The 24,511-nt window shown below is 35.6% G+C and carries 24 protein-coding genes and 1 riboswitch; of the genes, 18 read left to right on the top strand and 6 right to left on the bottom strand.

The annotated features are described in order from the left end of the window. Positions 1-77: 77 nt before the first annotated feature. Together JNUCC52_RS04075 and JNUCC52_RS04070 are read left to right on the top strand one after the other, a co-directional pair. Positions 78-236, top strand: a complete 159-nt coding sequence (locus JNUCC52_RS04075; protein WP_172771213.1) for a hypothetical protein — start codon at positions 78-80, stop codon at positions 234-236. Between the two features lie 397 nt (positions 237-633). Continuing rightward, the gene (locus JNUCC52_RS04070; protein WP_337981477.1) at positions 634-1,560 is read left to right on the top strand and encodes an alpha/beta hydrolase fold domain-containing protein; all 927 of its coding nucleotides are present in this window, start codon (positions 634-636) and stop codon (positions 1,558-1,560) included. 57 nt (positions 1,561-1,617) lie between these two features. On the opposite strand, the gene JNUCC52_RS04065 is transcribed toward JNUCC52_RS04070, so the two are convergent. Genes JNUCC52_RS04065 through JNUCC52_RS04055 form a run of 3 tightly spaced genes read right to left on the bottom strand, consistent with a single transcriptional unit; the run spans position 1,618 to position 3,043 of the window. Then, entirely contained in the window at positions 1,618-2,178 is a 561-nt protein-coding gene (locus JNUCC52_RS04065; protein ID WP_172771214.1) for a DUF7010 family protein, read from the bottom strand. 17 nt (positions 2,179-2,195) lie between these two features. Beyond that, on the bottom strand, positions 2,196-2,606 hold the full coding sequence (locus JNUCC52_RS04060) for a hypothetical protein (protein ID WP_337981476.1): 411 nt from the start codon (positions 2,604-2,606) through the stop codon (positions 2,196-2,198). Then, entirely contained in the window at positions 2,603-3,043 is a 441-nt protein-coding gene (locus JNUCC52_RS04055) for a LytTR family DNA-binding domain-containing protein (protein ID WP_172771216.1), read from the bottom strand. Before JNUCC52_RS04055 ends, JNUCC52_RS04060 begins: the two co-directional genes overlap by 4 nt. Before the next feature lie 368 nt (positions 3,044-3,411). Continuing rightward, positions 3,412-3,604, top strand: a riboswitch (cobalamin riboswitch). A gap of 214 nt (positions 3,605-3,818) precedes the next feature. Between JNUCC52_RS04055 and JNUCC52_RS04050 the strand changes: the two genes are divergently transcribed. The 5 genes from JNUCC52_RS04050 (at position 3,819) to JNUCC52_RS04030 (ending at position 8,703) form a co-directional block, all read left to right on the top strand. Beyond that, entirely contained in the window at positions 3,819-4,001 is a 183-nt protein-coding gene (locus JNUCC52_RS04050) for a hypothetical protein (protein WP_172771217.1), read from the top strand. A 172-nt stretch (positions 4,002-4,173) separates the two neighbouring features. Beyond that, complete coding sequence (locus JNUCC52_RS04045) at positions 4,174-5,532, top strand: PepSY-associated TM helix domain-containing protein (protein WP_337981475.1); 1,359 nt, start codon at positions 4,174-4,176, stop codon at positions 5,530-5,532. A gap of 229 nt (positions 5,533-5,761) precedes the next feature. After that, entirely contained in the window at positions 5,762-6,847 is a 1,086-nt protein-coding gene (locus JNUCC52_RS04040; protein WP_337981474.1) for a hypothetical protein, read from the top strand. Between the two features lie 131 nt (positions 6,848-6,978). Continuing rightward, positions 6,979-7,944, top strand: a complete 966-nt coding sequence (locus JNUCC52_RS04035; RefSeq protein WP_337981473.1) for a quinone oxidoreductase family protein — start codon at positions 6,979-6,981, stop codon at positions 7,942-7,944. A 141-nt stretch (positions 7,945-8,085) separates the two neighbouring features. Next, positions 8,086-8,703: an NUDIX hydrolase gene (locus JNUCC52_RS04030; protein WP_337981472.1), complete on the top strand. Its 618-nt coding sequence runs from the start codon at positions 8,086-8,088 to the stop codon at positions 8,701-8,703. Between the two features lie 79 nt (positions 8,704-8,782). Here JNUCC52_RS04030 and JNUCC52_RS04025 read toward each other — a convergent pair whose 3' ends face one another. Continuing rightward, positions 8,783-9,418, bottom strand: coding sequence for a class I SAM-dependent methyltransferase (locus tag JNUCC52_RS04025; RefSeq protein ID WP_337981471.1), 636 nt, complete (start codon positions 9,416-9,418; stop codon positions 8,783-8,785). Between the two features lie 763 nt (positions 9,419-10,181). Between JNUCC52_RS04025 and JNUCC52_RS04020 the strand changes: the two genes are divergently transcribed. Continuing rightward, positions 10,182-10,775 carry a YdeI/OmpD-associated family protein gene (locus JNUCC52_RS04020; protein WP_172771222.1) on the top strand — a complete coding sequence of 198 codons (594 nt, stop codon included), beginning with the start codon at positions 10,182-10,184 and terminating at the stop codon, positions 10,773-10,775. 215 nt (positions 10,776-10,990) lie between these two features. On the opposite strand, the gene JNUCC52_RS04015 is transcribed toward JNUCC52_RS04020, so the two are convergent. Then, on the bottom strand, positions 10,991-12,034 hold the full coding sequence (locus JNUCC52_RS04015; protein WP_337982179.1) for an NAD(P)/FAD-dependent oxidoreductase: 1,044 nt from the start codon (positions 12,032-12,034) through the stop codon (positions 10,991-10,993). A gap of 148 nt (positions 12,035-12,182) precedes the next feature. Here JNUCC52_RS04015 and JNUCC52_RS04010 point away from each other — a divergent pair, with 148 nt between their 5' ends. The 9 genes from JNUCC52_RS04010 (at position 12,183) to JNUCC52_RS03970 (ending at position 21,689) form a co-directional block, all read left to right on the top strand. Then, the gene (locus JNUCC52_RS04010) at positions 12,183-12,971 is read left to right on the top strand and encodes an ABC transporter ATP-binding protein (protein ID WP_172771223.1); all 789 of its coding nucleotides are present in this window, start codon (positions 12,183-12,185) and stop codon (positions 12,969-12,971) included. A gap of 13 nt (positions 12,972-12,984) precedes the next feature. Next, positions 12,985-13,911 carry an iron-hydroxamate ABC transporter substrate-binding protein gene (locus tag JNUCC52_RS04005; protein WP_172771224.1) on the top strand — a complete coding sequence of 309 codons (927 nt, stop codon included), beginning with the start codon at positions 12,985-12,987 and terminating at the stop codon, positions 13,909-13,911. A 25-nt stretch (positions 13,912-13,936) separates the two neighbouring features. Beyond that, positions 13,937-14,938: a FecCD family ABC transporter permease gene (locus tag JNUCC52_RS04000; protein ID WP_172771225.1), complete on the top strand. Its 1,002-nt coding sequence runs from the start codon at positions 13,937-13,939 to the stop codon at positions 14,936-14,938. Next, positions 14,931-15,938 carry a FecCD family ABC transporter permease gene (locus tag JNUCC52_RS03995; RefSeq protein WP_172771226.1) on the top strand — a complete coding sequence of 336 codons (1,008 nt, stop codon included), beginning with the start codon at positions 14,931-14,933 and terminating at the stop codon, positions 15,936-15,938. The genes JNUCC52_RS04000 and JNUCC52_RS03995 overlap by 8 nt, the downstream gene beginning before the upstream one ends. A gap of 130 nt (positions 15,939-16,068) precedes the next feature. Then, entirely contained in the window at positions 16,069-16,488 is a 420-nt protein-coding gene (locus JNUCC52_RS03990) for a MarR family winged helix-turn-helix transcriptional regulator (RefSeq protein ID WP_172771227.1), read from the top strand. 12 nt (positions 16,489-16,500) lie between these two features. Then, positions 16,501-17,697 (top strand): MFS transporter, encoded by a 1,197-nt coding sequence (locus tag JNUCC52_RS03985; protein WP_172771228.1) that lies wholly within the window; start codon positions 16,501-16,503, stop codon positions 17,695-17,697. A 166-nt stretch (positions 17,698-17,863) separates the two neighbouring features. After that, positions 17,864-18,730 carry an iron uptake system protein EfeO gene (efeO, locus tag JNUCC52_RS03980; protein ID WP_172771229.1) on the top strand — a complete coding sequence of 289 codons (867 nt, stop codon included), beginning with the start codon at positions 17,864-17,866 and terminating at the stop codon, positions 18,728-18,730. 6 nt (positions 18,731-18,736) lie between these two features. Beyond that, positions 18,737-19,996 carry an iron uptake transporter deferrochelatase/peroxidase subunit gene (efeB, locus tag JNUCC52_RS03975; protein WP_337981470.1) on the top strand — a complete coding sequence of 420 codons (1,260 nt, stop codon included), beginning with the start codon at positions 18,737-18,739 and terminating at the stop codon, positions 19,994-19,996. Beyond that, positions 19,971-21,689, top strand: coding sequence for an FTR1 family iron permease (locus JNUCC52_RS03970; protein WP_337981469.1), 1,719 nt, complete (start codon positions 19,971-19,973; stop codon positions 21,687-21,689). Before efeB ends, JNUCC52_RS03970 begins: the two co-directional genes overlap by 26 nt. 41 nt (positions 21,690-21,730) lie before the next feature. Here the strand turns inward: JNUCC52_RS03970 and JNUCC52_RS03965 are convergent, their stop codons facing one another. Continuing rightward, positions 21,731-22,606 carry a pentapeptide repeat-containing protein gene (locus JNUCC52_RS03965; RefSeq protein ID WP_337981468.1) on the bottom strand — a complete coding sequence of 292 codons (876 nt, stop codon included), beginning with the start codon at positions 22,604-22,606 and terminating at the stop codon, positions 21,731-21,733. Between the two features lie 254 nt (positions 22,607-22,860). Between JNUCC52_RS03965 and JNUCC52_RS03960 the strand changes: the two genes are divergently transcribed. Beyond that, positions 22,861-24,453, top strand: coding sequence for a PucR family transcriptional regulator (locus JNUCC52_RS03960; RefSeq protein ID WP_172771233.1), 1,593 nt, complete (start codon positions 22,861-22,863; stop codon positions 24,451-24,453). Positions 24,454-24,511 lie beyond the last annotated feature (58 nt).

Below are 24,511 nucleotides of genomic sequence, written 5' to 3'. Positions count from 1 at the left end.
GTTTACCTCAGTAAAATAAGGTATAGTATATTTGGTGAATTAATTCTCTTTAAGGATAAGAAAAGTAGGTGAACAAATTGGGGAAATATCAATTGGATACTAAAGGTAAGGTAGCTGTGACAAAGTATCATGAAAAAAACAAGCCTGCCAAATTTGATAAAAAGCAGCAAATTGAAAAAATACGTGCGGAGTATTTGAAAAAGAAGCAAGAACAAACAGATAAGGCATATGAATGAAATTGAGTGAGCAGTGTATCTATTATTACGAAAGTATACTGTGACTGACTTTTAAAAAATGACCTATAAGCATATATAAATAATGTTTACATGAGAGCTACGAAATGTTGATACAACATTCGTAGCTTTTTCATGTATGTCTTAACATTCCTTAGTATAATATTCATTTTTGAGTATCTTACTTTCCATTCTATAATTGTAATAAAGTCCAATAATTAGTAAAAATGTATGATACAATTGCATAAACTAAATGGATTATGACACTTCAACCAACGTGTTTTTAATTGAATACCTCTTCAAGCCTTCTATTCAATCAAGCCTTCTAATAGTGATGGATTATCAAACAAGTCGTGATATGTAAATGAACAATAAAATGTTTAAAGGAGTGAAATACAATATGAGCGTAGAAACTTATAATGGAGAACGTTCTGTAGAAAGTATTCAATTTGAAAAATGGATAACTTCCCAAGGCAATAAAAAGAGTTTTTCTACTATCGAAAACACTGAAAGCTTCCTACAGCAAAGGGGTACTGAAAATACAAAACCCTATGTTATTGGAGAAGATGTTAAATTTTCAAGTGATGTTCAGGAGCTGTCATTCGAGGGTATGCAAGTCTTTACATTAAATGATCAAAAGTCCTCGAATCAAAAAGTTATTTACTATTTACATGGTGGTGCTTGGACGAGTCAGCCTTTAGATTTACACTGGCTATTTATGGATAATATGGCACAATCGTTAGATGCAAAAATAATTGCTCCTATTTATCCTAAAGTACCTCATTATAACTATAAGGATACCTATCCGAAAATCCTCAGCCTTTATAAAGATATTATTGGAACTATTGAAAGTACTCACCAATTGACTATCATGGGAGATTCGGCTGGCGGAAATATTGCACTTGGTTTGGCGCAACTTTTAAAGAATGAGAATTTGCCTCAGCCGAAAGATATTATTTTATTGTCTGCATGTGTTGATATGAGTTTGAGTAATCCTCTTATACCTGAATATGATGAAAAGGACCCCCTCTTAGCTCGTGAGGGAATGCAAGTAATTACAAAAATATGGGCAGCTGATAAAAATTTAACCGACCCATTATTTAGTCCGATTTACGGTGACTTTAAAGGACTTGGGAAGATTACTCATTTTATTGGAACACACGAAGCTTTATATCCAGATGCAATGAAACTTGACGAAAAATTAACAGAACAAGGAATTGCAATCACTACCTATGTTTATCCTAAAATGATTCATGTGTTTGTTGTAATGCCAATCCCTGAAGCCAAAGATGCTCATCAGAAGATTATTAATATAATTAGTAACTAAGAAAGCATTTGGTAGAGATCGGTGCCATGCTTTTAGCATTACTAGGTAGATAAAAAACTAGTCTGATTTTTTTAGACTAGTTTTTATTTCTTTTTGCAACATGAAAAATAAGAATAGCACACCGATTTCTACGATTAGTGGGACAAAAATTATGTTTAAATGGAAGAAAAGTATACTTATTAAAATAGCGAAACAAATAAAAATTGAACTATATCGATAATTTTTTGATTGATAAAAGAATGAATATGGTAATAAATGGGCACCGTAAATAATTGCATAAACAGGTAATACTAACATCGGTGCTTTCAGTAATAGAAGGATACAAATAATTAAATATAAAATTTGATTGTTTGTTGCAATTAATAGACCATTAATCAAAGGGTTTTCTTTATAAAATAAATCAACTTTTACTATTTTGGCACAAACAATTGAAACAGGAAATAGCAAGGCCCCACAAGATAAGATACCAATGTTTTTGATCATTAAATCGAAAGGTAGTAATGTAATTGTTGTAATGATTCCCCATATAAATATGGAGGCCATTATAAAAGGGAGCCCCTTCTTTTGTTTTTGAGCTATATCGTTTAATAGTACTTGTAAACTAGTGTCATGGTTCATTTTCCGTCTCCTTAATGTTATAGCGAGCTATTCAAACTAGCCGCTATTTTTTTGTTTTCATATTTTGAGAAAAAATAAAATCCAATAATATGACCAACTAACGTTATTGCAAAAAATAGCAACAAATAGGGTTTGATGAATCCAAATACGTCTAAAGAAAAAAGATATACACTTCCTACACTACAAAAAAAGTTTAATAAAGTGCTAATCGTTATTTTTGAGGTTACTTTTAATGTAGAGTAATTCCACAAGTAAGGATATGCGATACCAAAAACAATCCCCATTAGCACGCTAATCCCGATTAAATTCCATAGATAATGAAAGTGGATCACTTCTTCGTGCAAATTAAATATAGTCATTAAAAAGACAATCAAAATTAACCCCAAAAATGCAGTAGACAAAAAGCTGTTTTTTAAATCTTGTATCATATTAATTTCTCCTTAATCGATTTTGCATAATGTCTGCTGACAATATACTTATTTTGTTGTTTTGTCATCACTTCCAATCTTGCATGACTTCCTGAAGCAAAAGAGCGTATTTGATTTAAATTCAATATCATCGAATTGTTGATTCTAACCAATCCAAATGATTCCAAGTAAGTTAATTCTTTTAAAATCTTGTTTAGTAATAACTCTGTACCATCTATTAAAAAGACTTTCGTAAAATGACCAGATGCTTCAATTGCTTCAATATCATTGAGTTCAATCATAACGTTGCGATTTGTTTTGAAATCTGTTGCGCTTAATGTAATAGGTTGTGAAAAATGCTGTTCAAATGTCAAAAGCAATTCCTTATTCGATGGATGACTTATGATGTCAATTTCAGAAATGGATTGTTTGTTTTTCCATATGTAGTTGAATTTCATGTGTTCTCCTTCCTGTTTTTATCGTAGCAACACTTCTTAGCACTTACGATAATTTTTCGTTTTGTTGCAAAAAACATAGACTTTGTTACAATTCGATTCGGTCAATGTAAAGCTTTCGTTATCACATCATTAAAAAACGTGAAAAGTATGTACATGATATTCAAGGTATCTAAGCGAATTAGATACAATTAAATGAAGCAATGAGTATGTAAAGATAGGCGGCATCACACTCTTTTTTATGTGAAAAAAGAAATGTGAATATTTTTATTAAAATGGATTTATTGGAAAATAAAAACCGTTACATTAAATATTAGTAATCTATTAGGAACGTGTCAATGTGTACAAATTTTTATGGTATAATAATAAAAACGGAATAATAAGATAGAGGTACAAATCTTCATTTCGATTTGTTTAAAAGGGAAGATCGGTGAAAAACCGACGCTGTCCCGCAACTGTAAATGGGAGCACATTTCAACAAACCCACTGTTACGTGAATGTAATGGGAAGGGGAAACGTGTGATGAACATAAGCCAGGAGACCTGCCTTTATCTAGTACAACCAAAAAACCTACGAGGATAGGGGGTGTTGAGTGTGACTAGAGAATTTCTTCTGCATGCTCATAGTACGACGATCGTCAAAAGGGTAGCTTCTATGTGTAATAGCAAGCTTTTTCTGTCATGGCAATCGACGTATTATGTCGTGTATTTGTCATAGTAGGCATCTTTCTCAAGAAGGAAAGATGTTTTTTTATGCTAAAAATGAAGGAGTGTATCACATGAATCCACAAGTGATCGAGCATTATGAAAATCTTTTTAAATATGAAATTATGCAAAAACAGTTTGATGGAGCTAGAAAAACATTAGTAGAGCTTGTTGAGTATTTTTTTGGGCAAGATGAAGCGCACCATTCAGACATTTATGCAGCTTATTGCAATGTAAGAAAAGAATTAATCGGATAAAATACGGATGGCTACTTAACACAACCTGATTTACAGGATGTTAAGTAGCCTTTTAATATTTAAAGTAACCATGCTTAGACTTTTTTTCCTTTTTCTCTAGGACTTCATTCTTATTTCACTTTTATTTTATATAATAAATTTGCTTTTATTATAATAGATTGGGGAACAAGAGATGAAAAATGCAACTTATTCAGGTTTTTGGCGAATGCATTTTTATGCTGCATTATTTATTACACCACTTCTAATCACACTCACACTTAGTGGCATTGGCTATTTGTTTTATACCGATGTAGAAAATCAATTATATGACGATTATTTTTTTGGTAGTAGTAAAAAAACAGAAGCATTAACAATTGATGAAGGTGTTCAACAGGCAGAAGCGGCATTTTCAAGCTATACGACGACTAAAATTATTGAATTAGAAGAACCTTACAATACACGTTTAACGATGACAAATGCCAAGGGTGATCAAAGATATTTATTTTTAGATGAAAATAATCAAATCATTGGTTATCAAGATCCGACATATACATTTTCGAATGTGTTAAGAAGCTTGCACAGCTCTTTATTTTTAGGTGGAACTGTAGTCAATTACTTAGTAGAATTGGCTGCCTGTTGGGCAATCTTTTTACTACTATCTGGTCTGTATATGACTTTTAAAGGAAAAGTGTTAAAGAAAGCGAAACAGGCGAATAAACGACAAAACAATAGAAGATGGCATGCACTGATTGGAACGATTATAACAATTCCGATGATTGTTCTTATTTTTACAGGCTTACCTTGGTCGGCATTTATGGGGAATTTTATTTATTCAGCTTCACAAGCAAACCCGTCAATTGGAACGCCATTATTACAACAACAACCGCCTACTTCAGATATGAGTGAAATTCCGTGGGCAACACGTAAAGAAGAGGCGCCATCTTCTTCTAAACATGCGCATCATGGGATGGGAGCAGTAAATGTAAGTCGAAATCCAAATCAAATGAATGTCGCTAGTTTACAACAACAAATAGAGGCAAATGGGGTTACAAAGCCATATTCCATTATTTATCCGACAAGTGATGATGGTGTATTTACAGTAGCAAAATCAAGTAACACAGGTGTAACAGGACTTGATGTTAGTCCTTATGAGGAAATGACTAGCTACTTTGACCAATACAGTGGCGAATTTATTTCTAAGGTTAGCTATGATGATTATGGTATTTTAGCTAAATGGTTTACTTGGGGTATTCCGTTGCATGAAGGACACTTATTTGGTTGGCCAAATAAGTTATTAAACTTAGTTGTTTGTATAGCATTTTTAGGTGTGATTTTCTGGGGATTCCGAACATGGTTGCTGCGCAAGAAAAAAGGCTTACTATCAGCACCACCTCAATTATCTCAAAAAATATCAATTCCTTTAATCATTGTTATAATTATTTTAGGTATCATTATGCCGCTATTTGGCATATCTTTAATTGTCGTCGCATTGCTTGAGCTAGCGATGAAAATTAAAAGGAAAAATAAGCCCACAGTAAGTGATTTGAACTAAAATTCACATGATCGATAGTATGCTTGGATTAAGACCAAGCATACTATTTTTTTGTTTTTAACCATTTTATCCATTCAAATTAAATGAAATCGTTGGAAAGTAACAAGAAACATCTTTACGTATAACAATCGTGTAGGGTGGGCAAGAATGGAAATTGAAGAAGGTAAACGATTGTACATTTCGAAAAGGTCTAAGTGCGAGAAAAATTACTTGAAGGGGAGTTATGACAATGACTAAAAGACTAAGCATAATCGCGCCTATTTTGTTAACAGTAACATTCACGATATCAGGGTGTAATTTTTTCAATAAACAAACAGAACAAAAGGAAGGGCAAACACAACAAGAGGCGAAAAAAGATGTGAAACAAACGGAACAAATTACAGATATAAAGCCATTAAACATTATGACATTACAAGTAACTTTTGCTGAACCATTATCAGAAGAAGATGTAAAAGTAGAAAATTTAGAGACAATAAAAAAAGACTTCTCATTCAATCATGATTTAAGTATCGTCAATGTGCCTCGATTAAAAATAGGGGCTAAAAGTACGTATATAGTGCCAGTCACTATTCAGAAGGCAGGAACTAACTACACACTAAGATACAAAAGTGGAGAAACGACTGCCTTTGATGCCAGCGATGAATTAATAAATATTAGCCAAGCGAAACAAGTTACAAGTGATACGTTTGAAATTGAATCATTTAAAGATGAAGGTGTAACAGATTATTCAAATATTATAGAGGCATATAAAGAGGCTAGAGGTGATCTTTCATTCCAAGTGAATGAGGAAAATCAGGACGAAAAAGGCAAGCAATATCAGGTTATTTCCTCATTGCGTGATCGTGTCGTTACACTGACAGCAGGGAATGGGGAGAAAATACAGGCAAATTATGTACTGTTTACACAAGCGGCAGATGGAAGACAAGCACCAAAATTCCGCTTACCAGAAGGAAAAGCATTAAAGTCGGGAATGGAATATACGGTAACAGCTGACTGGGCAGTACTTAAAAATCCTAGGTTCACGGCGACTGAAATAGCACCTTTAACAATTCAGTCGCTAGAATCGATAGATGCCACATCATTCCAAGTGACACTTGATAAAGATCCAGGCATGGAATTATTTGCAGGTCGCAGTATAGAATTACAGGCTGAAGATGGCTCGACATTACAAGCTCAATATCGATATTCATCTCGTAAAGGAGCTGTTGGGATATTTGATGTAAAGGAGGAAACATTGAAGGCAGGCGGTACTTATAAAGTACTACCAATTAACAATTGGGCAACTGCCGATAATGTTACTTTAACAGCGAAGTAAAAAGTGAAGAAGTCAGTAGTGAATCAATTCGCTACTGGCTTTTTTATGGTTTATGTCAAGCATAAAGAGTTGTATTGACCTTTTTCTTTAGCGTAATATGGTGCTACATACATTGAATAAGGGGTTAAATAATGAAAGCATTAGTTTTTGAAACATTTGGCGGTCCAGAAGTATTACAATATAAGGAAATAGCGGATCCAATCATTACAACTAACGAAGTTCTCGTACGAACGAAAGCGATTGGATTAAATTTTGCTGATATTTATCGACGTAAAGGCAATTACCATTTAGCAGGTCAGCCTCCATTTATTTTAGGATATGAAGGTGCGGGTGTTGTTGAAAAGGTAGGCGCAAATATTCACAATATCCAAGTAGGTGATCGTATAGCATTTGCAGATGTTCCATTTGCGAATGCAGAGTTCGTGGCAGTACCACTAGATAAAGTAATTTTATTACCAAATGAAATTTCTTTTGAAACGGCGGCTGCGGTTTTATTACAAGGCTTAACTGCGCAATATTTAGTGACAGATAGCTATGCCATTCAACAAGGAGATACAGTCCTAATTCATGCAGCGGCAGGTGGCGTTGGTCAAAACTTAATACAAATGGCTAAGTTAAAAGGTGCTAAAGTAATCGGTCTTACATCTTCAAAAGAAAAAGCAAAAGTAGCATATGCCATCGGTGCAGACCAGGTCTTTTTATATGAAGAACCGTGGGTACAAAAAGTGAAGGAAATTACTAATGGTCTAGGAGCTCATGTTGTATACGAATCGGTAGGCTCTACACTGCTAGATAGTTTAGAGGCAACTAAAATCGGCGGAACCGTCGTATTTTTTGGTATGTCGGGAGGAGATCCTGTGGCGGTAGATCCTCGTCTGCTAATGGATACATCGAAAACATTAACTGGGGGAGACCTTTGGAATGTTTTAACTTCCTTTGAGGAAAGAAAAATACGGTCACAACAACTATTTGAATGGATTACAGAGGGCCATATAAAAATTGCTAAGCCGACCATTTTTGCCCTTCAAGACGGTGCACAGGCACATGTTTTACTGGAAAGTCGTAAAAGTATTGGGAAAATTTTATTACAGCCTTAAACGCAGATGGGGGATTGCATGCCCCTCTGCATTTTTATTGTAACTATCTTAAATAAAAGTTTGAATATGATAGCCTTTATCCAACTATCTATTCATGTTACGATAAAGTAGAATATAAACTATTGAGGTGAGCACAATCTCATGTTTCTAGATAAATTGAAGCATCATTTACAGCAAAATCAGCCATTATTTATAGGAGAGGACACAGCGTTTCGTTCAGCGGTATTAATCCCATTAGTTCAAGTGAATGGTGAATGGCATATTCTTTTTGAAGTGCGTTCATTGACAATGAGAAAACAGCCTGGCGATATTAGTTTTCCAGGTGGTCGAATTGACGCCTCCGATGCATCACCATTAGCAGCCGCGTTACGAGAAACATACGAAGAGTTAGGCATTGATCCGAAAACGGTTCAAGTTATAGGACAATTAAGTCCCTATATTTCATCTTCCTCATTTGTTACATATCCATTTGTGGCCATTGTAGATTTCAATGAAATCATTCATTCCTATAACAAAGATGAAGTCGAAGAAGTATTTACAGTACCAGTTAATTGGTTATTGCAACATGAACCTTATATGCATTTAGTATCTATTGAACCAGTACCTTCCTTAGACTTCCCTTTTGACAAAATTTTCAATGGAGCACAGTACAACTGGAGAACGCGAGCTATGGAAGAATGGTTTTATGATTATGAACAATATACCATTTGGGGTTTAACTGCTAGAATTTTAAAACATTTTATCGCAATGATGAAATAAAGGTTACACTAACTCGAATAATTCAAAAAGACTTAAAAAAGCGTATGATTTTCGCACAAGGCAAATCATACGCTTTTAGCTATTTCGTACAACTGTAAATACGATAATCTAATATGCCATCATATTTTAAATTCATTTCAATGTGTTGATTCATCACATCATAAAGTTCACGTTCGATATTTTGTGAGTGCTGAAACTCAGGAGAGGAAGAAAGCGATTGTTGATTTTTACGTATACGAATTGTTTGAAATCCAGCATCGTTAAAAAGAGCAACCCAATCTTTTTTTAATAATAATGTGTCGAAACCGTAAAATTGTTCAATTTCATCCATACTCTTTTTATCTAACATTTGATTCATAGTAAATTCTATTGCAATGAACCGACCGCCGTATTTCAATAATCGATAAATTTCATCGAGCGCTTTAGACTTGTTGACAAAGGAAAGTACAGATTCAGAAATAATCAAATCAAATTGCTTATCACGTAAAGGAATTTGTTCGATTGAGGCTTCTATAATGTTGACTGGTAGGTGATGTTTCTTCATTCTGTTTTGAGCTTTAGCTACCATGATTGAATTGAAATCTATGCCAGTAACAAAAGCTTTATATGTGGAGGCTAAATAGGCAGCGGTTTGGCCTGTACCACAGCCTACATCTAATATTTGAGAAGTATTGCTTATGTTTTCAGCTCTTAATAGTTCCTTCGTCAGTGCCATACCACCAGGGTGGGCACCCCCAACACCAAACTTGGATAAAAAGTCTAAATATTTGGACCTCTGTATATCAAACACCTTCTTTATTGTTCTTATTTGTATAATATGAAAATAAAAATAGTATGGTTCCTAGAAGGACATAGGACGGACTATATGATAAAAAGCAAAATACAATGTAGCAATTTAGTTATTTCAATATGTTTAAGTAGCACTTATTTATACTATTAATTTTTATAAACAACTTCAAAAGTCTAAACGAAAAAAATATCCTGACGTATAATATATAAACGTTTTTGTATAGGAGGTGAATTGATGCCATATTATTCGCCGAATCCTAGAAGGAGGCCAGTTCCACGAAGATATAGACAAAATTATAATCCTATGATTCAAAGTATGCGTCCACAACCTAATTCGTTCAATAATCAACAACCTCGAAATTCTCGGTTTGGAAACTTAGCAGAAAATTTCAGCGCAATGAAGGGCCATGCGGACACTATTACGAGTGGAGTTAATATGCTTAGGCAAATGGGATCATTATTAAGTCTATTTAGATAGTTATATGTAGATAAGGATTCAGTAAAGGGCAGATTACAATGTATTACACTTATAAAGAGATTATACGTTTAGTTTAGCAACGTATATTCTCTTTTTTTTTATTTAAATCAATAGACAGCACCTTAATGAATGACTTATTATTAATCAATTGATAATTGAACAAATTAATTTTGATTGTAGTAGGTTGAAAAATATAGAGGGGTGTTCGTTGATGACAACAATTAAACCAAATCCGAAAGTGGATGAATTTTTAAGTAAAGCGAAGACATGGAAAGCAGAATATGAAGTATTAAGAACTATTGCACTTGATAGTGGATTGACAGAAGAATTTAAATGGATGCACCCTTGTTATACATTGGACAACAAGAACGTTTTCTTAATACATGGTTTTAAAGAATATTGTGCATTGTTATTCCATAAAGGTGCGTTGTTAAAGGATCCAAAAGGGATTCTTATTCAACAAACGGAAAATGTACAAGCGGCACGCCAAATTCGCTTTACAAATGTGCATGAAATCATTGAAATGGAAAGCGACTTAAAAGCCTATATTGAACAAGCAATAGAAGTTGAAAAGGCAGGCTTAGCTGTGGCATTTAAAAAGAAGGAAGATTTTGAAATTCCAGAAGAACTGCAAACGAAATTCAATGAACTACCTGCTTTAAAAATAGCTTTTGAAGCATTAACGCCTGGACGACAAAGAGCGTATATTTATTATTTTTCACAGGCGAAGCAAGCCAAAACACGTCTGTCTAGGATTGAAAAATATACGCAACAAATTCTTGATGGTAAGGGAATGAATGATTAGAATAGCGTAACTTTGCTCAGAAAGTAAAAGGCTAGGATATACTTTAAATTTCACCATGTTTTCAGAAGACTCTTCATCGCTGGTAAAACACTAGAAATCGCCGATAGAAGTCTGATAATCGCCAGTAAACCTACAGAAATCGCTCATCAATGTGTGCAGCAAAAAAGTGTTAGATTGATGGCAGTCAATCTAACACTTTACCTTTTTGGTCCGAATTATCTAACCAAGCTGTTTTCGATAATAGAGCGATTTTTTTCTTTAAAGATTTCATTATGTGAAGATACGACTGCATGACGATTAGCGGTCGGTTCTAAATACGTTTTAATAGAATTGACAGCATTAGCAGCGTCTTGGAATGTGCCTAGTAGAAGATGAATTTTCCCTTCGAATGATAAAATATCTCCTGCTGCGAAAATACCTGGTTGGGCTGTTTCACCTGTTGCTTTTCCTTCAAAATAATAGTCGTCCTTTTTAGGAAGTGAGATTGCCTCGTCAAATGTAAGAGATGCTTCACGGTTATAGCCATGACTTACAATGACTTCATCCACTTGACGTGTGTAGCTCTGCTTTGTTTGAGAATTTTCGCAAGTGACAAATTCAATGGCTGTTTTATCTGTATTTGCAGTTAGCTTTGTAATTGTCGTGTTACATTCAATTTGAACGCCAGCATCTAGCGCTTCTTGTATTGTCGCTTCATGTGCGGAGAGCGTGTCCTTACGATATACAACAGTTACGTTTTTAGCGATAGGGCTAAGCTCCACGGCCCAGTCAATGGCAGCATTACCGCCGCCAGAAATAATGATGTCTTTATCGACAAAACGTTTATATGACTGGACGGTATAGTGCAAATTAGACATTTCGTATTTTTCAGCACCTTCTAGTGTCAGTTTTTGAGGGTTAATAATGCCCCCACCGACTGCTAATAGAATTGTTTTTGAATAATGTTTTTCCCCTTGTGCTGTATGTAAAACAAACATTTCACCAAGACGTTCAATAAAGTCAACCTTTGTAGCCGTTATGATAGTTGGATCGAATGTTTTGGCTTGTGCAATTAATTGTTTGACAAACTGCCCACCTAAAATAGGAGGGTGACCACCAATATCCCAAATTAACTTTTCTGGATAAAGTAACACCTTTCCACCTAACTGTTCTTGGCTCTCTATTAATTTAGTTTTTAGGCCTCTTAACCCACTGTAAAAAGCACTATATAAGCCCGCAGGCCCACCACCTATAATCGTTACATCATATAAATCTTGCACTTGCATCGTCACATCCTTGAAAAATATTAAAAAGTATTTGACAAATACTTATTGGAAAACTAGACTATCTTTAGTGATAATGATTATCAATGTCGCTTTTGATGTTATCATATCATGTGTATTAGTAAAAAGAAAGAGAGGGTATGTTTTGCGTTTACAAATTGAATCGATCCGTGTTGGCTATGAGAACAAAACCATAGTGCATGACTTATCATTACAAATTCCAGATGGGAAAATAACGACAATTATTGGATCTAATGGCTGTGGTAAATCTACACTTTTAAAAGCAATTACGAGAATTTTAAAGCATGACAGTGGTAGCGTCATATTAGATGGTCAAAATATTTCCAAAATGCATACGAAAGATTTGGCGAAAGAGCTAGCTATTTTGCCACAAAGTCCTGAAAGTGCTCACGGTTTAACGGTAGAGGAGCTTGTGTCCTACGGTCGATTTCCATATCAAAAGGGGTTTGGCAATTTATCGCAAAAAGATAAAGATGTCATTGATTGGTCCCTAAAGGTTACAAAAACAGATGCTTTTCGTCAGCAGGCAGTAGATGCTTTGTCTGGTGGACAACGCCAGCGTGTATGGATTGCAATGGCATTAGCACAAGAAACGGATATTATTTTTTTAGACGAGCCAACAACTTATTTAGATATGGCACATCAATTAGAAGTTTTAGAATTGTTAAGCAAGCTAAATGAAGAGGAAGGTCGCACAATTGTCATGGTGCTCCATGATTTAAATCAAGCAGCGCGTTTTTCTGATTATATTGTAGCGCTTTCACAAGGAGAGCTCGTGAAATTCGGTACTGCGGAAGAAGTTATTGTACCTGAAGTATTACAAAAAGTATTTCATATCGATGCAGTTATTGGAAAAGATCCACGAACAGACAAACCGATGTGCATTACATATAACTTATTACAAACAACTTAAAGGGGATATATAAATGAAAAAGTGGCTTTTACCAATGTTTATGATTGTCGTGCTTGTACTTGCAGCGTGCGGCAACAAAGAAGACAATGCAAAGAAAGAAGATGAAGGCGCAAATGAGTCATCATCAGCGGAAACAATTACTTATCAATCCGAAACAGGTCCTATTGAAGTACCAGCGAATCCTAAACGTGTAGTCGTATTATCATCATTTGTTGGGCATTTATTGCAACTTGGTGTAAATGTTGTAGGGATTGATTCGTGGGCGGCAGATAATCCGAACTTTAAAGATGCAATTAAAGATGCAGTAGTCGTTGAAAATACGGATATTGAAAAAATTATTGAGCTTGATCCAGATTTAATCATTGGTTTAAATGGGATTGAAAATGCCGATAAACTAGCAGAAATTGCACCTACTGTACTATTCACTTATGGTAAAGTCGATTATTTACAGCAATTTATTGAAATTGGTAAAGTCGTAAACAAAGAAGAAGAAGCAACAAAATGGGTAGCAGATTTTAAAGAACGCGCTGCTGATTTAGGTACAAAAATCAAAGCGAAAATCGGTGAAGATGCAACAGTTACGGTTGCGGAAATGTTTAATAAACAAATGTATGTGTATGGCGATAATTGGGGACGTGGCACAGAAATTTTATATCAAGAAATGGGCTTGAATATGGCTGAAAAAGTGAAAGAAGATGCTTTAAAACCAGGTTATTTTGCTATTTCTACTGAAGTTTTAAATGAATACGCTGGCGACTATGTAATCTTTAGTACGTTTAATGGCGATAATACTTCTATTGAAAATGCTGGATGGTATAAAGATTTAGAAGCAGTAAAAAACGGTCATTTATTTGAAGTGAATGGTAACGCATTTTACTTTAATGATCCTATTACTTTAGAATATCAACTAGAATTCTTTAAAGAGAAGTTTTTACAATAATTTCAATAGAGAGTAGCGAAGGCAAATGACAAAGTTTCGACATTTTCCGTTTTGGCTTCAGCTGTTACTATCACTGCTCGTTTTAGCAGTGACAGTAACCATCTCGCTATGTATTGGCGCTGCGAATACGAGTATTCAAGATGTTTATCAAGCGATTGTTGGACAAGATGGGGGCAAGCATTACGCTATTTTACGTGAGATTCGATTTCCGCGTATTATTGCTGCTATTTTTGTTGGTAGTGCACTCGCAGTTGCTGGAGCTATTATGCAGGGCGTCACAAGAAATGCTTTAGCAGATCCAGGGCTTCTTGGTCTTACAGCAGGAGCAAATGCTGCTTTAGCCTTAACGATGGCGGTTATTCCAAATTCCTCGTATTATGTACTAATTTTCGCATGCTTTATTGGTGCGGGTATAGGGATGATTATTGTATATAGTATTGGTGCATCTACAAAGGGTGGCTTTTCTCCACTAAAGCTAGTTTTAGCTGGTGCTGCAGTTTCGGCTCTTTTACAAGCAGTTGCTGATGGAACGGGGATATTATTTAAAATTGCAAAAGATGTATCGATGTGGACAAGTGGTGGTTTAATCGGCACTACGTGGCAAGCTTTAATCATTGTACCTGTAATTGTAATAGGTTTAGGGATTGCGTTTATATTTAGCAGACAGCTAACGATTTTAAGTTTAAATGAAGAGGTAGCTGTCGGCTTAGGTCAGAAAACAGCAGTGATTAAAGGGATTATGATGTTCGTAGTGGTTATTCTTGCGGGGGCCGCTGTAGCGCTTGTAGGGAATCTAGCGTTTATTGGCTTAATGGTGCCACATATTGTCCGTGCTTTAGTTGGTACAGATTATCGTTTTGTTTTACCGATGTGTGCTCTTGTAGGTGGTTGGTTAATGGTTGCTGCAGATTTTGTAGCCCGCATGGTGAATGCACCGTATGAAACGCCTGTAGTAGCCGTTATTTCAATTATTGGCCTTCCATTCTTCTTACTACTTGTACGTAAGGGAGGTCGTCAGTTTGCTTAAAGCTGCACAAAAAAAACAACGAATTTGGCTACTTATTTGGCTAGTGCTAACATTATTTATTTTTGTAATGGGCATTTCACTTGGCGCAGCTTCGGTGTCTATTAATCGTATTCTTCCTATATTGTTTGGTGATGGTACTTTTAAAGAATCCTTTGTGTTGTTTTCAGTTCGCCTGCCAAGGATATTTATACTCGCACTAGCAGGCATGGCTTTAGCATTAGCAGGAGCTGTTTTACAGGGGGTCACACGTAATGATTTAGCAGACCCTGGTATTATTGGTATCAATGCTGGTGCAGGGGTGGGAATCACTATTTTTTATTTATTTGTCCATGGTGATTTACCAAATTTTGCGTACATATTGCCAGTAGTAGGATTTTTCAGTGCGATCTTAACGGCCCTTAGTATTTACTTTTTTTCATATAAGCGTAGTCAAGGTGTTCAACCTGTAAAGCTAATTTTAATCGGGGTAGGTGTGGCATCTGCATTATCAGGTGTAATGATGTTGTTAATTTCCTCGGCTGAGCGCTCAGATGTACAGTTTATCGCACAATGGCTTGCTGGAAGTGTATGGGGAACGGATTGGCCATTTGTATGGGCATTACTACCATGGCTAGTCATATGTATACCATTCATTTTTTATAAAGCAAATGTTTTAAATGTACTAGCAATGACAGAGCAAACAGCAATTGGGTTGGGTGTAAATATTGCTAAAGAGCGACTACAATTATTAATGGTGGCAGTTGCCCTTGCAGCAGCTGCCGTATCGGTAACAGGGGGCATTGCGTTTATCGGCTTAATGGCACCACATATTGCCAAGCAGCTTGTTGGCCCCCGCTATCAATTCTTTTTACCCATAACATTATTTATAGGTGCTTGTTTATTAATGCTAGCAGATACAATAGGACGTGTGGCTATTTCAACTGCCACTGTGCCTGCAGGCATCGTTGTCGCATGTATCGGTGCACCTTATTTTTTATATTTATTAAGAAAAAACGACTGAATGGCTTGCGCTGTTCAGTTTTTTGTTCAGAAAGACTTGTCAAACATAGATATGTAGCATAATTAAACCTAGACAAATGCTATGTTTTGTTATATAGTTAGCTAGGCTAACTAATTAAGGAGTGATGATCTTGACGATTGAACAGCAATTTTTTAATGAATTTCGTTTAATGTACCGACCGTTTACGAATCAACTCAACAAGCAGTTGGAACAATATCAATTATATAGCTCTCAGTGGGCCGTTTTACGTTTCTTAGTCGATAAAGGTCCGCATTCACTAGTTGAAATTGCGAACTTTATGTCTATTGAAAAGCCAAGTGTAACAAGGCTTGTACAAAAGCTAGTAGACCTAGGTTATGTGGAGACGGTAGCTGGAAAAGATAAGCGAGCAAAAGTTGTACAATTAACGCCAAATGGTCAAAAAATCGTGGACGAAATCCAAGAGCATATAAAACCATTTTTAGAAAACGCATTAGCTGGTGTATCGAAACAAGATATTGAAATTGCTTCTCGAGTTTTAGCAAGCATAAGTAAAAACATTCATCAGTAGGAGAGGAAACAAGTGGAAGCAACTAGACAGAAACTATGGACAAAAGACTTTTTAATCGTTTCACTTATTAATTTTACGATTACGTTAATTTTTTATTTATTGATGGTAACAATAGCTGGCTATGCGGTGGAGAAATTTGACGCATCAACAAGTACAGCAGGGCTTGTGTCGAGTATTTTTATTATCGGGACGCTTTTTGGACGTCTTGGCACAGGTCGAATTATCGGGGATTGGGGCAGTAAAAAAACATTATTTGTTGGATTATTATTATTTATGTTATCTACGATGTCTTATTTTATCGCCTTAAATTTACCATTCCTTATGCTGAATCGTTTAGTACAGGGGATAGCGCTAGGTATAGCAAGTACAGCAACAGGTACAATTATTGCACAAATTTTACCACCAGAACGACGTGGTGAAGGGATAGGCTATTACAGCTTAAGTGCTATTTTAGCAACGGCAATTGGTCCATTTATCGGCATATTATTAACACAGTTATTTGAAGATTATCGAATGATTTTTGCGGTAGATTCAGTATTAGCAATTATTTGCTTTATGATGTATTTTATTGTGAAAGTGCCAGGTGCACCAAAAAATATGAAAGCAGCTGGGGAGAAAGCAGGCTTTAAGCTATCTAACTTTATCGAAATGCGTGCAGTACCGATTGCTTTTGTAGCGCTTGTAATCGGCTTTGCGTATTCAGGTGTTATGTCGTTTATGACGTTCTACGCAAAAGAGCTCAATTTAGTAACAGCAGGTAGTTATTTCTTTATCGTTTATGCCATCGTAATTTTAGCTACTCGACCATTTACTGGAAAATTACTTGACTCAAGAGGAGCCAATATTATTATTTATCCTTGTCTTGTGTTATTTGCAATCGGTATGTATGCATTTAGCTCAGCAACAAGCACTGGTGTATTTTTAATAGCTGCAGCTTTTATTGGAATTGGTTATGGTAATTTCAACTCAGTCGCACAAGCAATAGCTATTAAGGTTACACCAAATGAACGTTTAGGACTTGCAACTTCGACGTATTTCATTTTATATGATTTAGGATTAGGTATAGGGCCTTATTTCTTAGGATTTTTTGTACCGACGATGGGGTATAGTGCCATTTTCTTAGCGATGGTAGCAGTTATTATTATTTCAATTGTGCTTTATTATTTCTTATATGGAAAAGATGAAAAGATAAAACAAGTCAATATTTAGTAGATTAGAATCATTATATTGTAGAAAAGGCGTTATTTTGCTAGTTGGAAATAAAATTCAACTGCAAAATGACGTTTTTTTCTTAAGTTAAAAATACTTCTTGCAATCACATATGATAATGATTATCATTCACGTTAGAGACTAATTCGGGAAGTAGGTATTTAGCATGAAACATAAATCATTATTATCAGTATTAGTAGCAGGCGGCATTTTAATGGCGGGCTGTGGTAATTCAGAGGAAGTAAAAAAAGAAGAGAAACCAGCAACAGAACAAGCAGAACAAGCTGTAGCGGTAGATTTATCTACTGAACTATCAGCCTATCAACAATTTGCATTAGAGCAAATGGATCAATTTTTGCTAGATACTGAAAAGTTTGTGAATCTATTCAAAGCAGGGGATATTGAAGGCGCGAAAGCAGCGTATGCTCCAGCACGTATGTACTTTGAGCGATCTGAACCAATCGCAGAAAGCTTCGGTGATCTTGACCCTCGTATCGATGGTCGTTTAGCAGATATCGAAGAAGAGGGCAAAGGCAAAGAAGAATGGACAGGTTACCATAAGCTTGAGTATGCGCTTTGGGTAGAAAATAAAACAGAAGGCTATGAAGCGGTGGCAGACCAGCTACTTGCTGACGCGAAAGAATTACATGCACTCGTTCAAACAGTAGAAGTAACGCCAGATTTAATGATTACAGGTGCTGTTGATTTGTTGAACGAAGTATCTACTTCAAAAATTACTGGAGAAGAAGAAATTTATTCACATACGGACCTATATGATTTTAAAGCGAATATTGAAGGTGCAGAAAAAATCTTTGAAATTCTTCGTTCTAAATTAGAAGCTAAAGACAAAGATTTAGTCACTACGTTAGATGAAAAATTCAAAGCGGTAGACGATTTATTAGCTCAACATGCCACAACTGATGGTGGCTATATTTCTTACGAAGAATTAACAGAAGAAAATACAAAAGCACTTGCAGCTGCGGTGAACCAGTTAGGTGAACCACTAAGTCAAATGGGCATTATTTTGGAGTGATATAGAATGACATCGTCAAAAGATGATAAATGGGTCAATAAAAAAATATCTCGCCGCGATATGTTAAAGCTAACAGGCATGGGTGTGGCTGGTATTGCTATTGGTGCTTCTGGCTTTGGTGGGGTAATGAAAGCGATGGGCTATGATGTTTTCGAGCCTGTCGCAGATAGCACTACTGCAAAGAATAAAGTTAACTTTTATGGTAAGCATCAGGCTGGCATAACGACCCCCGTTCAAAAAAATATTTATTTTGCTTCTTTATCTGTTCTTGTAACGTCAAAAGAAGAGCTACAAGAGTTGTTCAAAAAATGGACACCTCTTGTTGTTCGTTTAATGAATGGCGAATTAATGGTAGATTTAACAACCAATACAAGAGTGCCTACAGGTGATACAGGAGAGGCAGAGGGCTTGGATGCTTCAAATTTATCAATTACGATAGGTGTTGGTCCATCTTTATTTGATAAGCTTGGTATCGCTCATTTAAAACCAGCAGAATTAGCTGATTTACCACATTTCCCAAAAGATCAGCTACAAAAGGAATATACAGGAGGAGACCTTTGTATTCAAGCATGTGCAGACGATCCACAAGTGGCATTCCATGCTGTCCGCAATTTAGTGCGTGCTGCTTCAGGTAAAGTGGAAATTAAATGGTCACAAGCAGGGTTTAACTCATTCCCAGCAACGGGAGGTACGCCTCGCAATTTATTCGCATTCAAGGATGGTACAGTCAATCCTTCAATTTCGGATGAACAAGACTTAAATAAAGTCGTGTGGGTCGATAAAGGCTGGTTAAAGGGTGGCTCTTATTTAGTTGCTCGGAAAGTACAAATGCATCTTGAAACATGGGATCGTACATCTTTAAAGGATCAGGAAGCAACGTTTGGGCGCTATCGCGATAGTGGTGCCCCATTAGGTAAAACAAAGGAATTTGATGATTTCGATATAGAAGAAAAAGATAGCAAGGGCGAGTATATTATGCCTGATACATCACATGTCCATCTAGCACGTAAATCAGGTGCTCGCATATTACGCCGTTCTTATTCATACGCATCTGGTGTGATGTCGAATACAGGTACACATGATGCAGGACTAGTGTTTATCTCTTTCCAAAAAGATCCAGCGCAATTTACAACGATTCAAAATAGTTTAGGTCGAATGGATAAAATGAATGAATACATTACCCATCGAGGCAGTGCAGTGTTTGCTTGCTTCCCTGGAGTACAAAAGGGGAGTTACTTAGGTGAAGCACTTTTTAATGCGCTGTAGTATGATCGTATGTTTATTAATGGTACTTACGGTCCCTGTACAGGCAGCTGAATCTTATAGTCACTTATACATTTCAATTAGTGACGCGCTAATGAATACAAAGCAAGACAAGGATGCAGAAGCACAGCGGGCACTTGAACAATTCGCAACAGATTGGTCTTCCGTTGCATCGGAACAGACTGAAGCGAAAAGAGAGGTCGATAAAGTACTAGAGCAAGCTGTAAAAGCTTCTTCGAAAGAAGAGCGTTTAACGGCATTGTCTGCACTTTCAAATGCTTTACGTGCGCTAGAAAAGCTTGAAAATCCAGTAGATGAATCAGAGCAACGTGCTGACTTTGGCACAAAAATGAAACCAATTATGGCTACGTTTGAACAAGCACTGGCAACTGGTGATATTCCCACGATTGACGCTGCGTACAAAGAGTTTAATATTAAATGGAATAAAAATGAAAGACCAGTTCGTGAACAAAGTATTGCGATGTACGGTCAAATTGAAACGCAAATGGCCTTTTTACGTATAACAATTTCTTCAGAAGAGCCTGATGTGGCTTTGATGCAATCACAATATACAGAATTAAAAAAAACAATCGAAAATTTTGTAGCAGGTAAGGATACAGCAGAAGTTGTAGAGGGCGACTATTCTTTAGCTTCTTTAATTGCATATATTGATGAAGCCAATGATTTAATTGATGAAGGAAACTACAAAGCTGCATCCGATAAAATACGTGAATTTATTACAATTTGGCCAAGTGTGGAAATAGAAATTTCAACTCGCAATGGCAGTCTTTATACAAAGATTGAAAGCGATATGCCGATTCTAGTAAGCGACCTATTAAAGTCCAAGGTTGATGTCAAAGGCATTAAAAGTAAGCTTGATCAATTCCGTACTGAAATTGAATTAATTCAAGGGAATTCAGATTATACCATTTGGGATTCTGCATTAATTTTACTGCGTGAGGGCTTAGAGGCATTACTAATTATTTTGGCATTAGTGTCATTTTTAAATAAATCTGGACAAAAATCGTTACGTAAATGGATTTATGTAGGAGCATTAGCTGGGATATTAATTTCAGCAGTAGCAGCCGTTCTAATGTCTACGATTTTCAATTCAGCAACGGTCGATGCGAACCGAGAAGTGATGGAAGGTTATGTAGGTCTTGTTGCTGCTGCGATGATGATAGGTGTCGGTATTTGGCTTCATAGTAAATCAAGTGTCGCAAGCTGGAACCGTTATATTTCTAAACAAATGGGCAACGCCATTTCAAGTGGATCTGTATTTGCGATGGCATCTGTCAGCTTTTTATCGGTGTTCCGTGAAGGGGCAGAAACGCTTGTTTTCTACGCTGGAATTGCACCGAAAATGCCGACTTCTCAATTTATACTCGGTATTATTTTGGCACTTATCATTTTAGCCATCATAGCAATTATCTTATTTAAAGCAAGTGGTAAAATTGCCATTCATAAGCTTTTTGCCGTGGCGACAGTGCTAATTTATGTGTTGGCATTTAAAATTATCGGTGTTAGCTTGCATACATTGCAACTTAGAGATAGTGTATCAACGACAATCGTTGACGGTCTGCCAGTTATTAGCTTTATTGGCTTCTACCCAACCCTTGAAACAATCATAGGGCAAGCCATTTTGCTTGTGCTAGTAATAGCGACGATTTTTTATAAAAAGAAGCAAGCGAAGTAACGAAAAGGGACAGATTGAAGTAGATTCTTCTAGTCTGTCCTTTATTTTTTATTGTGCCAATGTGTCGGTATCCTTAAATAATAAGGTAGTTTTGTTTCGCAATTACCTACGGTAGAATTGATTTGCATTTGCGTTAAAAACATCGCAGTAGAAAGATTTGCACCACTTATATTGGCATCTCGTAAATCTGCACCGATAAAATCGACTCCTCTTAAATCTGCATTTTGCATGTTTGCAGCTATTAAATAGGCACCACGAAAATCCGTTGCTCTTAAATCTTTCCCCTCTAAATTTTTACCTATCCAATTAACCCCACGGTGACTAGTCTTGCGTCCATGTTTTTTACCTAACGTGGTAATTACAAGCTTATTACGAATATGTTCACTTGTCTCTAACAGTAAGTCATTTATAGGTATTCGAATAAGAGAGATATTGATAGATAATAATGCTTCTACGTCTAATTTGGATAAATGTTGCAGCGTCTGTAACTGCTCATTTAGTTTATCGGTTAGAAGCTGAGAGATTTCATAAGACATTGCCTCTGTTATATAGGCAATCATTTCATAGACTTGTTCCATAATAGGGAATACACGAAACATGTTATCCGCGATTTCAGGGGTACGTCGCCAATCTTGACCATGAAATGTCGATTGTGAAACCCATTGCCCTGCTCCTAAACAATCATATACAGTGCATCCTTTAAAACCTTTGTCTCTAAGCTCACTATGAATTTGACAGGTAAAGTTAGATTGCAGATTTGGACATGGTAAACCAGCTTGTTTTTGAATAGCAAAATCGCTAGAGGCTACAATATTGAGTGCGGTACAGCATAAGCCAAAACAGTTTTGACAGTCTGCTTGCATGCTTTTACGTAAATCATGACCAATGGAATTACGGATTTTTATTCCCTCTGACATAGACATTTTCCTCACTTATTTTCTGAATTTACTTATGATTCTACCATTAAATAACTTTTAATGGATATTTTTTCGATTGGAAGACGTCTACTTTTAAATGGTGACATAGTGTAATTTGTGTGAACTTCTTGAAAAATGTCTATTTTTGAAACATTGTGTCGAATGTGATACTCTTTTTCATAAGGTATCGACTTTTGTGATGCCTGTATTGATTCATAGAGTGTAAATTTTTAACAAAGTAGTGGTGAAGGAATATGGGAGTAACAGTAAACGATTTACTGCAATTACCATCATTTAGAGGAGCAGAAGTATTAACTGGTCGAAATAATCTAAATCGAACGGTTTCCTCCTTATCTGTTTTAGAAGTTTCAGATGGAGATTTTTGTTCGAAGATTGTCCAAACAGTGCAAGAAGAGTGGTATGCGGAAGAACTAGTCATTAGCTCTTTTTTTTCCATTCGAGATAGTGTGGAAAAACAATGTGATACCATTCAATATTTACATGACCTAGGAGAATTAGGTTTAATATTATATTATGTCGGTATCGTTTTACCTGAAATCCCAAAGGAAGTACTACAATTAGCAGATTCACAAGATTTTATTATTATTTGTATGCCCAAAAATGATTATTCATTAAGGTATAATGAGGTCATTTTTGAAGTGATGGAAACAATCATTAGTAATCAGGCAGTCAATGATCATTTCGTTAAAGAAACATTAGAAAAGGTGTCTTTACTACCAGAGCATTTACGAAGCGTTGAAATTACGCTAAAAATGTTATCTGATCGTCTAAAAGCGAATATCGTCCTAACCAATACGAATTTTAATATTGTTAACCAAGTGATGTGGCCAAGAAATTCGTCTTTAGATGTATCGAAAGTAATTGAAGAATTTTCTCAAAGTCTTGTTAATCAAGACAAGGGGGAGCTAGACCTTTTAAATAAAGATATATCTTGTGTCATTGAATATAAACGTGTTCACCAAAAAAATGGCGAACTTCTGTATTTGTTCCTTATTAAAGAGAATTCGAAATTACCTGCAAAAACGATTGAAAAAATTAGTGAAGTGGTACAAGTAGCAATTAATCTATGGGGAGACAAACATGATGATGTAAGTGAGTATGCGTTAGTCAAAGCGATTATTAATGATGAAAGCGATAAAATGCGACGATTGGCCAATGTGCTTCATATAGATGTTTCTGCTGTTCAGATGATGTGGTTAGTAATGATTAATGATTTAACGAAAGAAAAAAGTATTCGAGATGAATTAGATGAACAGCTTTCAAAATATTATAAAACAAGAGTAATTCAATGTATTGATCATTGCATTATTGTTCTCTTAGGTAATTGTTTATATAAATATAATGAATTTGAAATGGCTATCGACTTTATTCAAACGACAAATTTCGATGCGCAAATAGATGAAGTTGTATATTCTCCGAAAATGAGAAATACGAAAGCAGTTAGACAAATGTATCAGTTAGTAAATCAAGTCGGCAACAAGGTCCATGCCATTTTTCCATTGCGCAAATTGTATACGGCTGCTGAAATAAGATCCATGAAGCGGGCAATCGATTTAAGTAAACAAGGGGAAGAGATGATTGAAGAATACTTGTCAGTCATTGAACCAATATTAAATGATGAAGAGTCGTTAAAAACATTGATGACGTTTTTATTAGATGCCAATGGAAGCTTTGATGATTGTAGTAAAATTTTATTTATCCATAAAAATACAGTCAAATATCGCATCAAAAAAATAAGTGAATTAATTGGCAATGATGTCACGATTTACTCGGAATTTTACGATGTTTATATGGCATGTATGCTTTATCGTTTAATAAATAATTAAAATAATCTGGAATTTTGTTCGAATTGACAAAATTTCAGATTATTTTTTTTATTTATGA

Source organism: Lysinibacillus sp. JNUCC-52, from assembly GCF_015999545.1.
GTDB lineage: Bacteria > Bacillota > Bacilli > Bacillales_A > Planococcaceae > Lysinibacillus.
The sequence above is the reverse complement of the archived record's forward strand: the minus strand, read 5'-3'. Positions and strand labels throughout refer to the sequence as shown.

Bases quoted from the DNA above. Each gene is read 5' to 3' on its own strand.
- JNUCC52_RS04070 (WP_337981477.1), top strand. From the start codon at position 634: ATGAGCGTAGAAACTTATAATGGAGAACGTTCTGTAGAAAGTATTCAA.
- JNUCC52_RS04065 (WP_172771214.1), bottom strand. From the start codon at position 2,178: ATGAACCATGACACTAGTTTACAAGTACTATTAAACGATATAGCTCAA.
- JNUCC52_RS04060 (WP_337981476.1), bottom strand. From the start codon at position 2,606: ATGATACAAGATTTAAAAAACAGCTTTTTGTCTACTGCATTTTTGGGG.
- JNUCC52_RS04055 (WP_172771216.1), bottom strand. From the start codon at position 3,043: ATGAAATTCAACTACATATGGAAAAACAAACAATCCATTTCTGAAATT.
- JNUCC52_RS04050 (WP_172771217.1), top strand. From the start codon at position 3,819: ATGAATCCACAAGTGATCGAGCATTATGAAAATCTTTTTAAATATGAA.
- JNUCC52_RS04045 (WP_337981475.1), top strand. From the start codon at position 4,174: ATGAAAAATGCAACTTATTCAGGTTTTTGGCGAATGCATTTTTATGCT.
- JNUCC52_RS04040 (WP_337981474.1), top strand. From the start codon at position 5,762: ATGACTAAAAGACTAAGCATAATCGCGCCTATTTTGTTAACAGTAACA.
- JNUCC52_RS04035 (WP_337981473.1), top strand. From the start codon at position 6,979: ATGAAAGCATTAGTTTTTGAAACATTTGGCGGTCCAGAAGTATTACAA.
- JNUCC52_RS04030 (WP_337981472.1), top strand. From the start codon at position 8,086: ATGTTTCTAGATAAATTGAAGCATCATTTACAGCAAAATCAGCCATTA.
- JNUCC52_RS04025 (WP_337981471.1), bottom strand. From the start codon at position 9,418: ATGGCACTGACGAAGGAACTATTAAGAGCTGAAAACATAAGCAATACT.
- JNUCC52_RS04020 (WP_172771222.1), top strand. From the start codon at position 10,182: ATGACAACAATTAAACCAAATCCGAAAGTGGATGAATTTTTAAGTAAA.
- JNUCC52_RS04005 (WP_172771224.1), top strand. From the start codon at position 12,985: ATGAAAAAGTGGCTTTTACCAATGTTTATGATTGTCGTGCTTGTACTT.
- JNUCC52_RS04000 (WP_172771225.1), top strand. From the start codon at position 13,937: ATGACAAAGTTTCGACATTTTCCGTTTTGGCTTCAGCTGTTACTATCA.
- efeO (WP_172771229.1), top strand. From the start codon at position 17,864: ATGAAACATAAATCATTATTATCAGTATTAGTAGCAGGCGGCATTTTA.
- efeB (WP_337981470.1), top strand. From the start codon at position 18,737: ATGACATCGTCAAAAGATGATAAATGGGTCAATAAAAAAATATCTCGC.
- JNUCC52_RS03965 (WP_337981468.1), bottom strand. From the start codon at position 22,606: ATGTCAGAGGGAATAAAAATCCGTAATTCCATTGGTCATGATTTACGT.
- JNUCC52_RS03960 (WP_172771233.1), top strand. From the start codon at position 22,861: ATGGGAGTAACAGTAAACGATTTACTGCAATTACCATCATTTAGAGGA.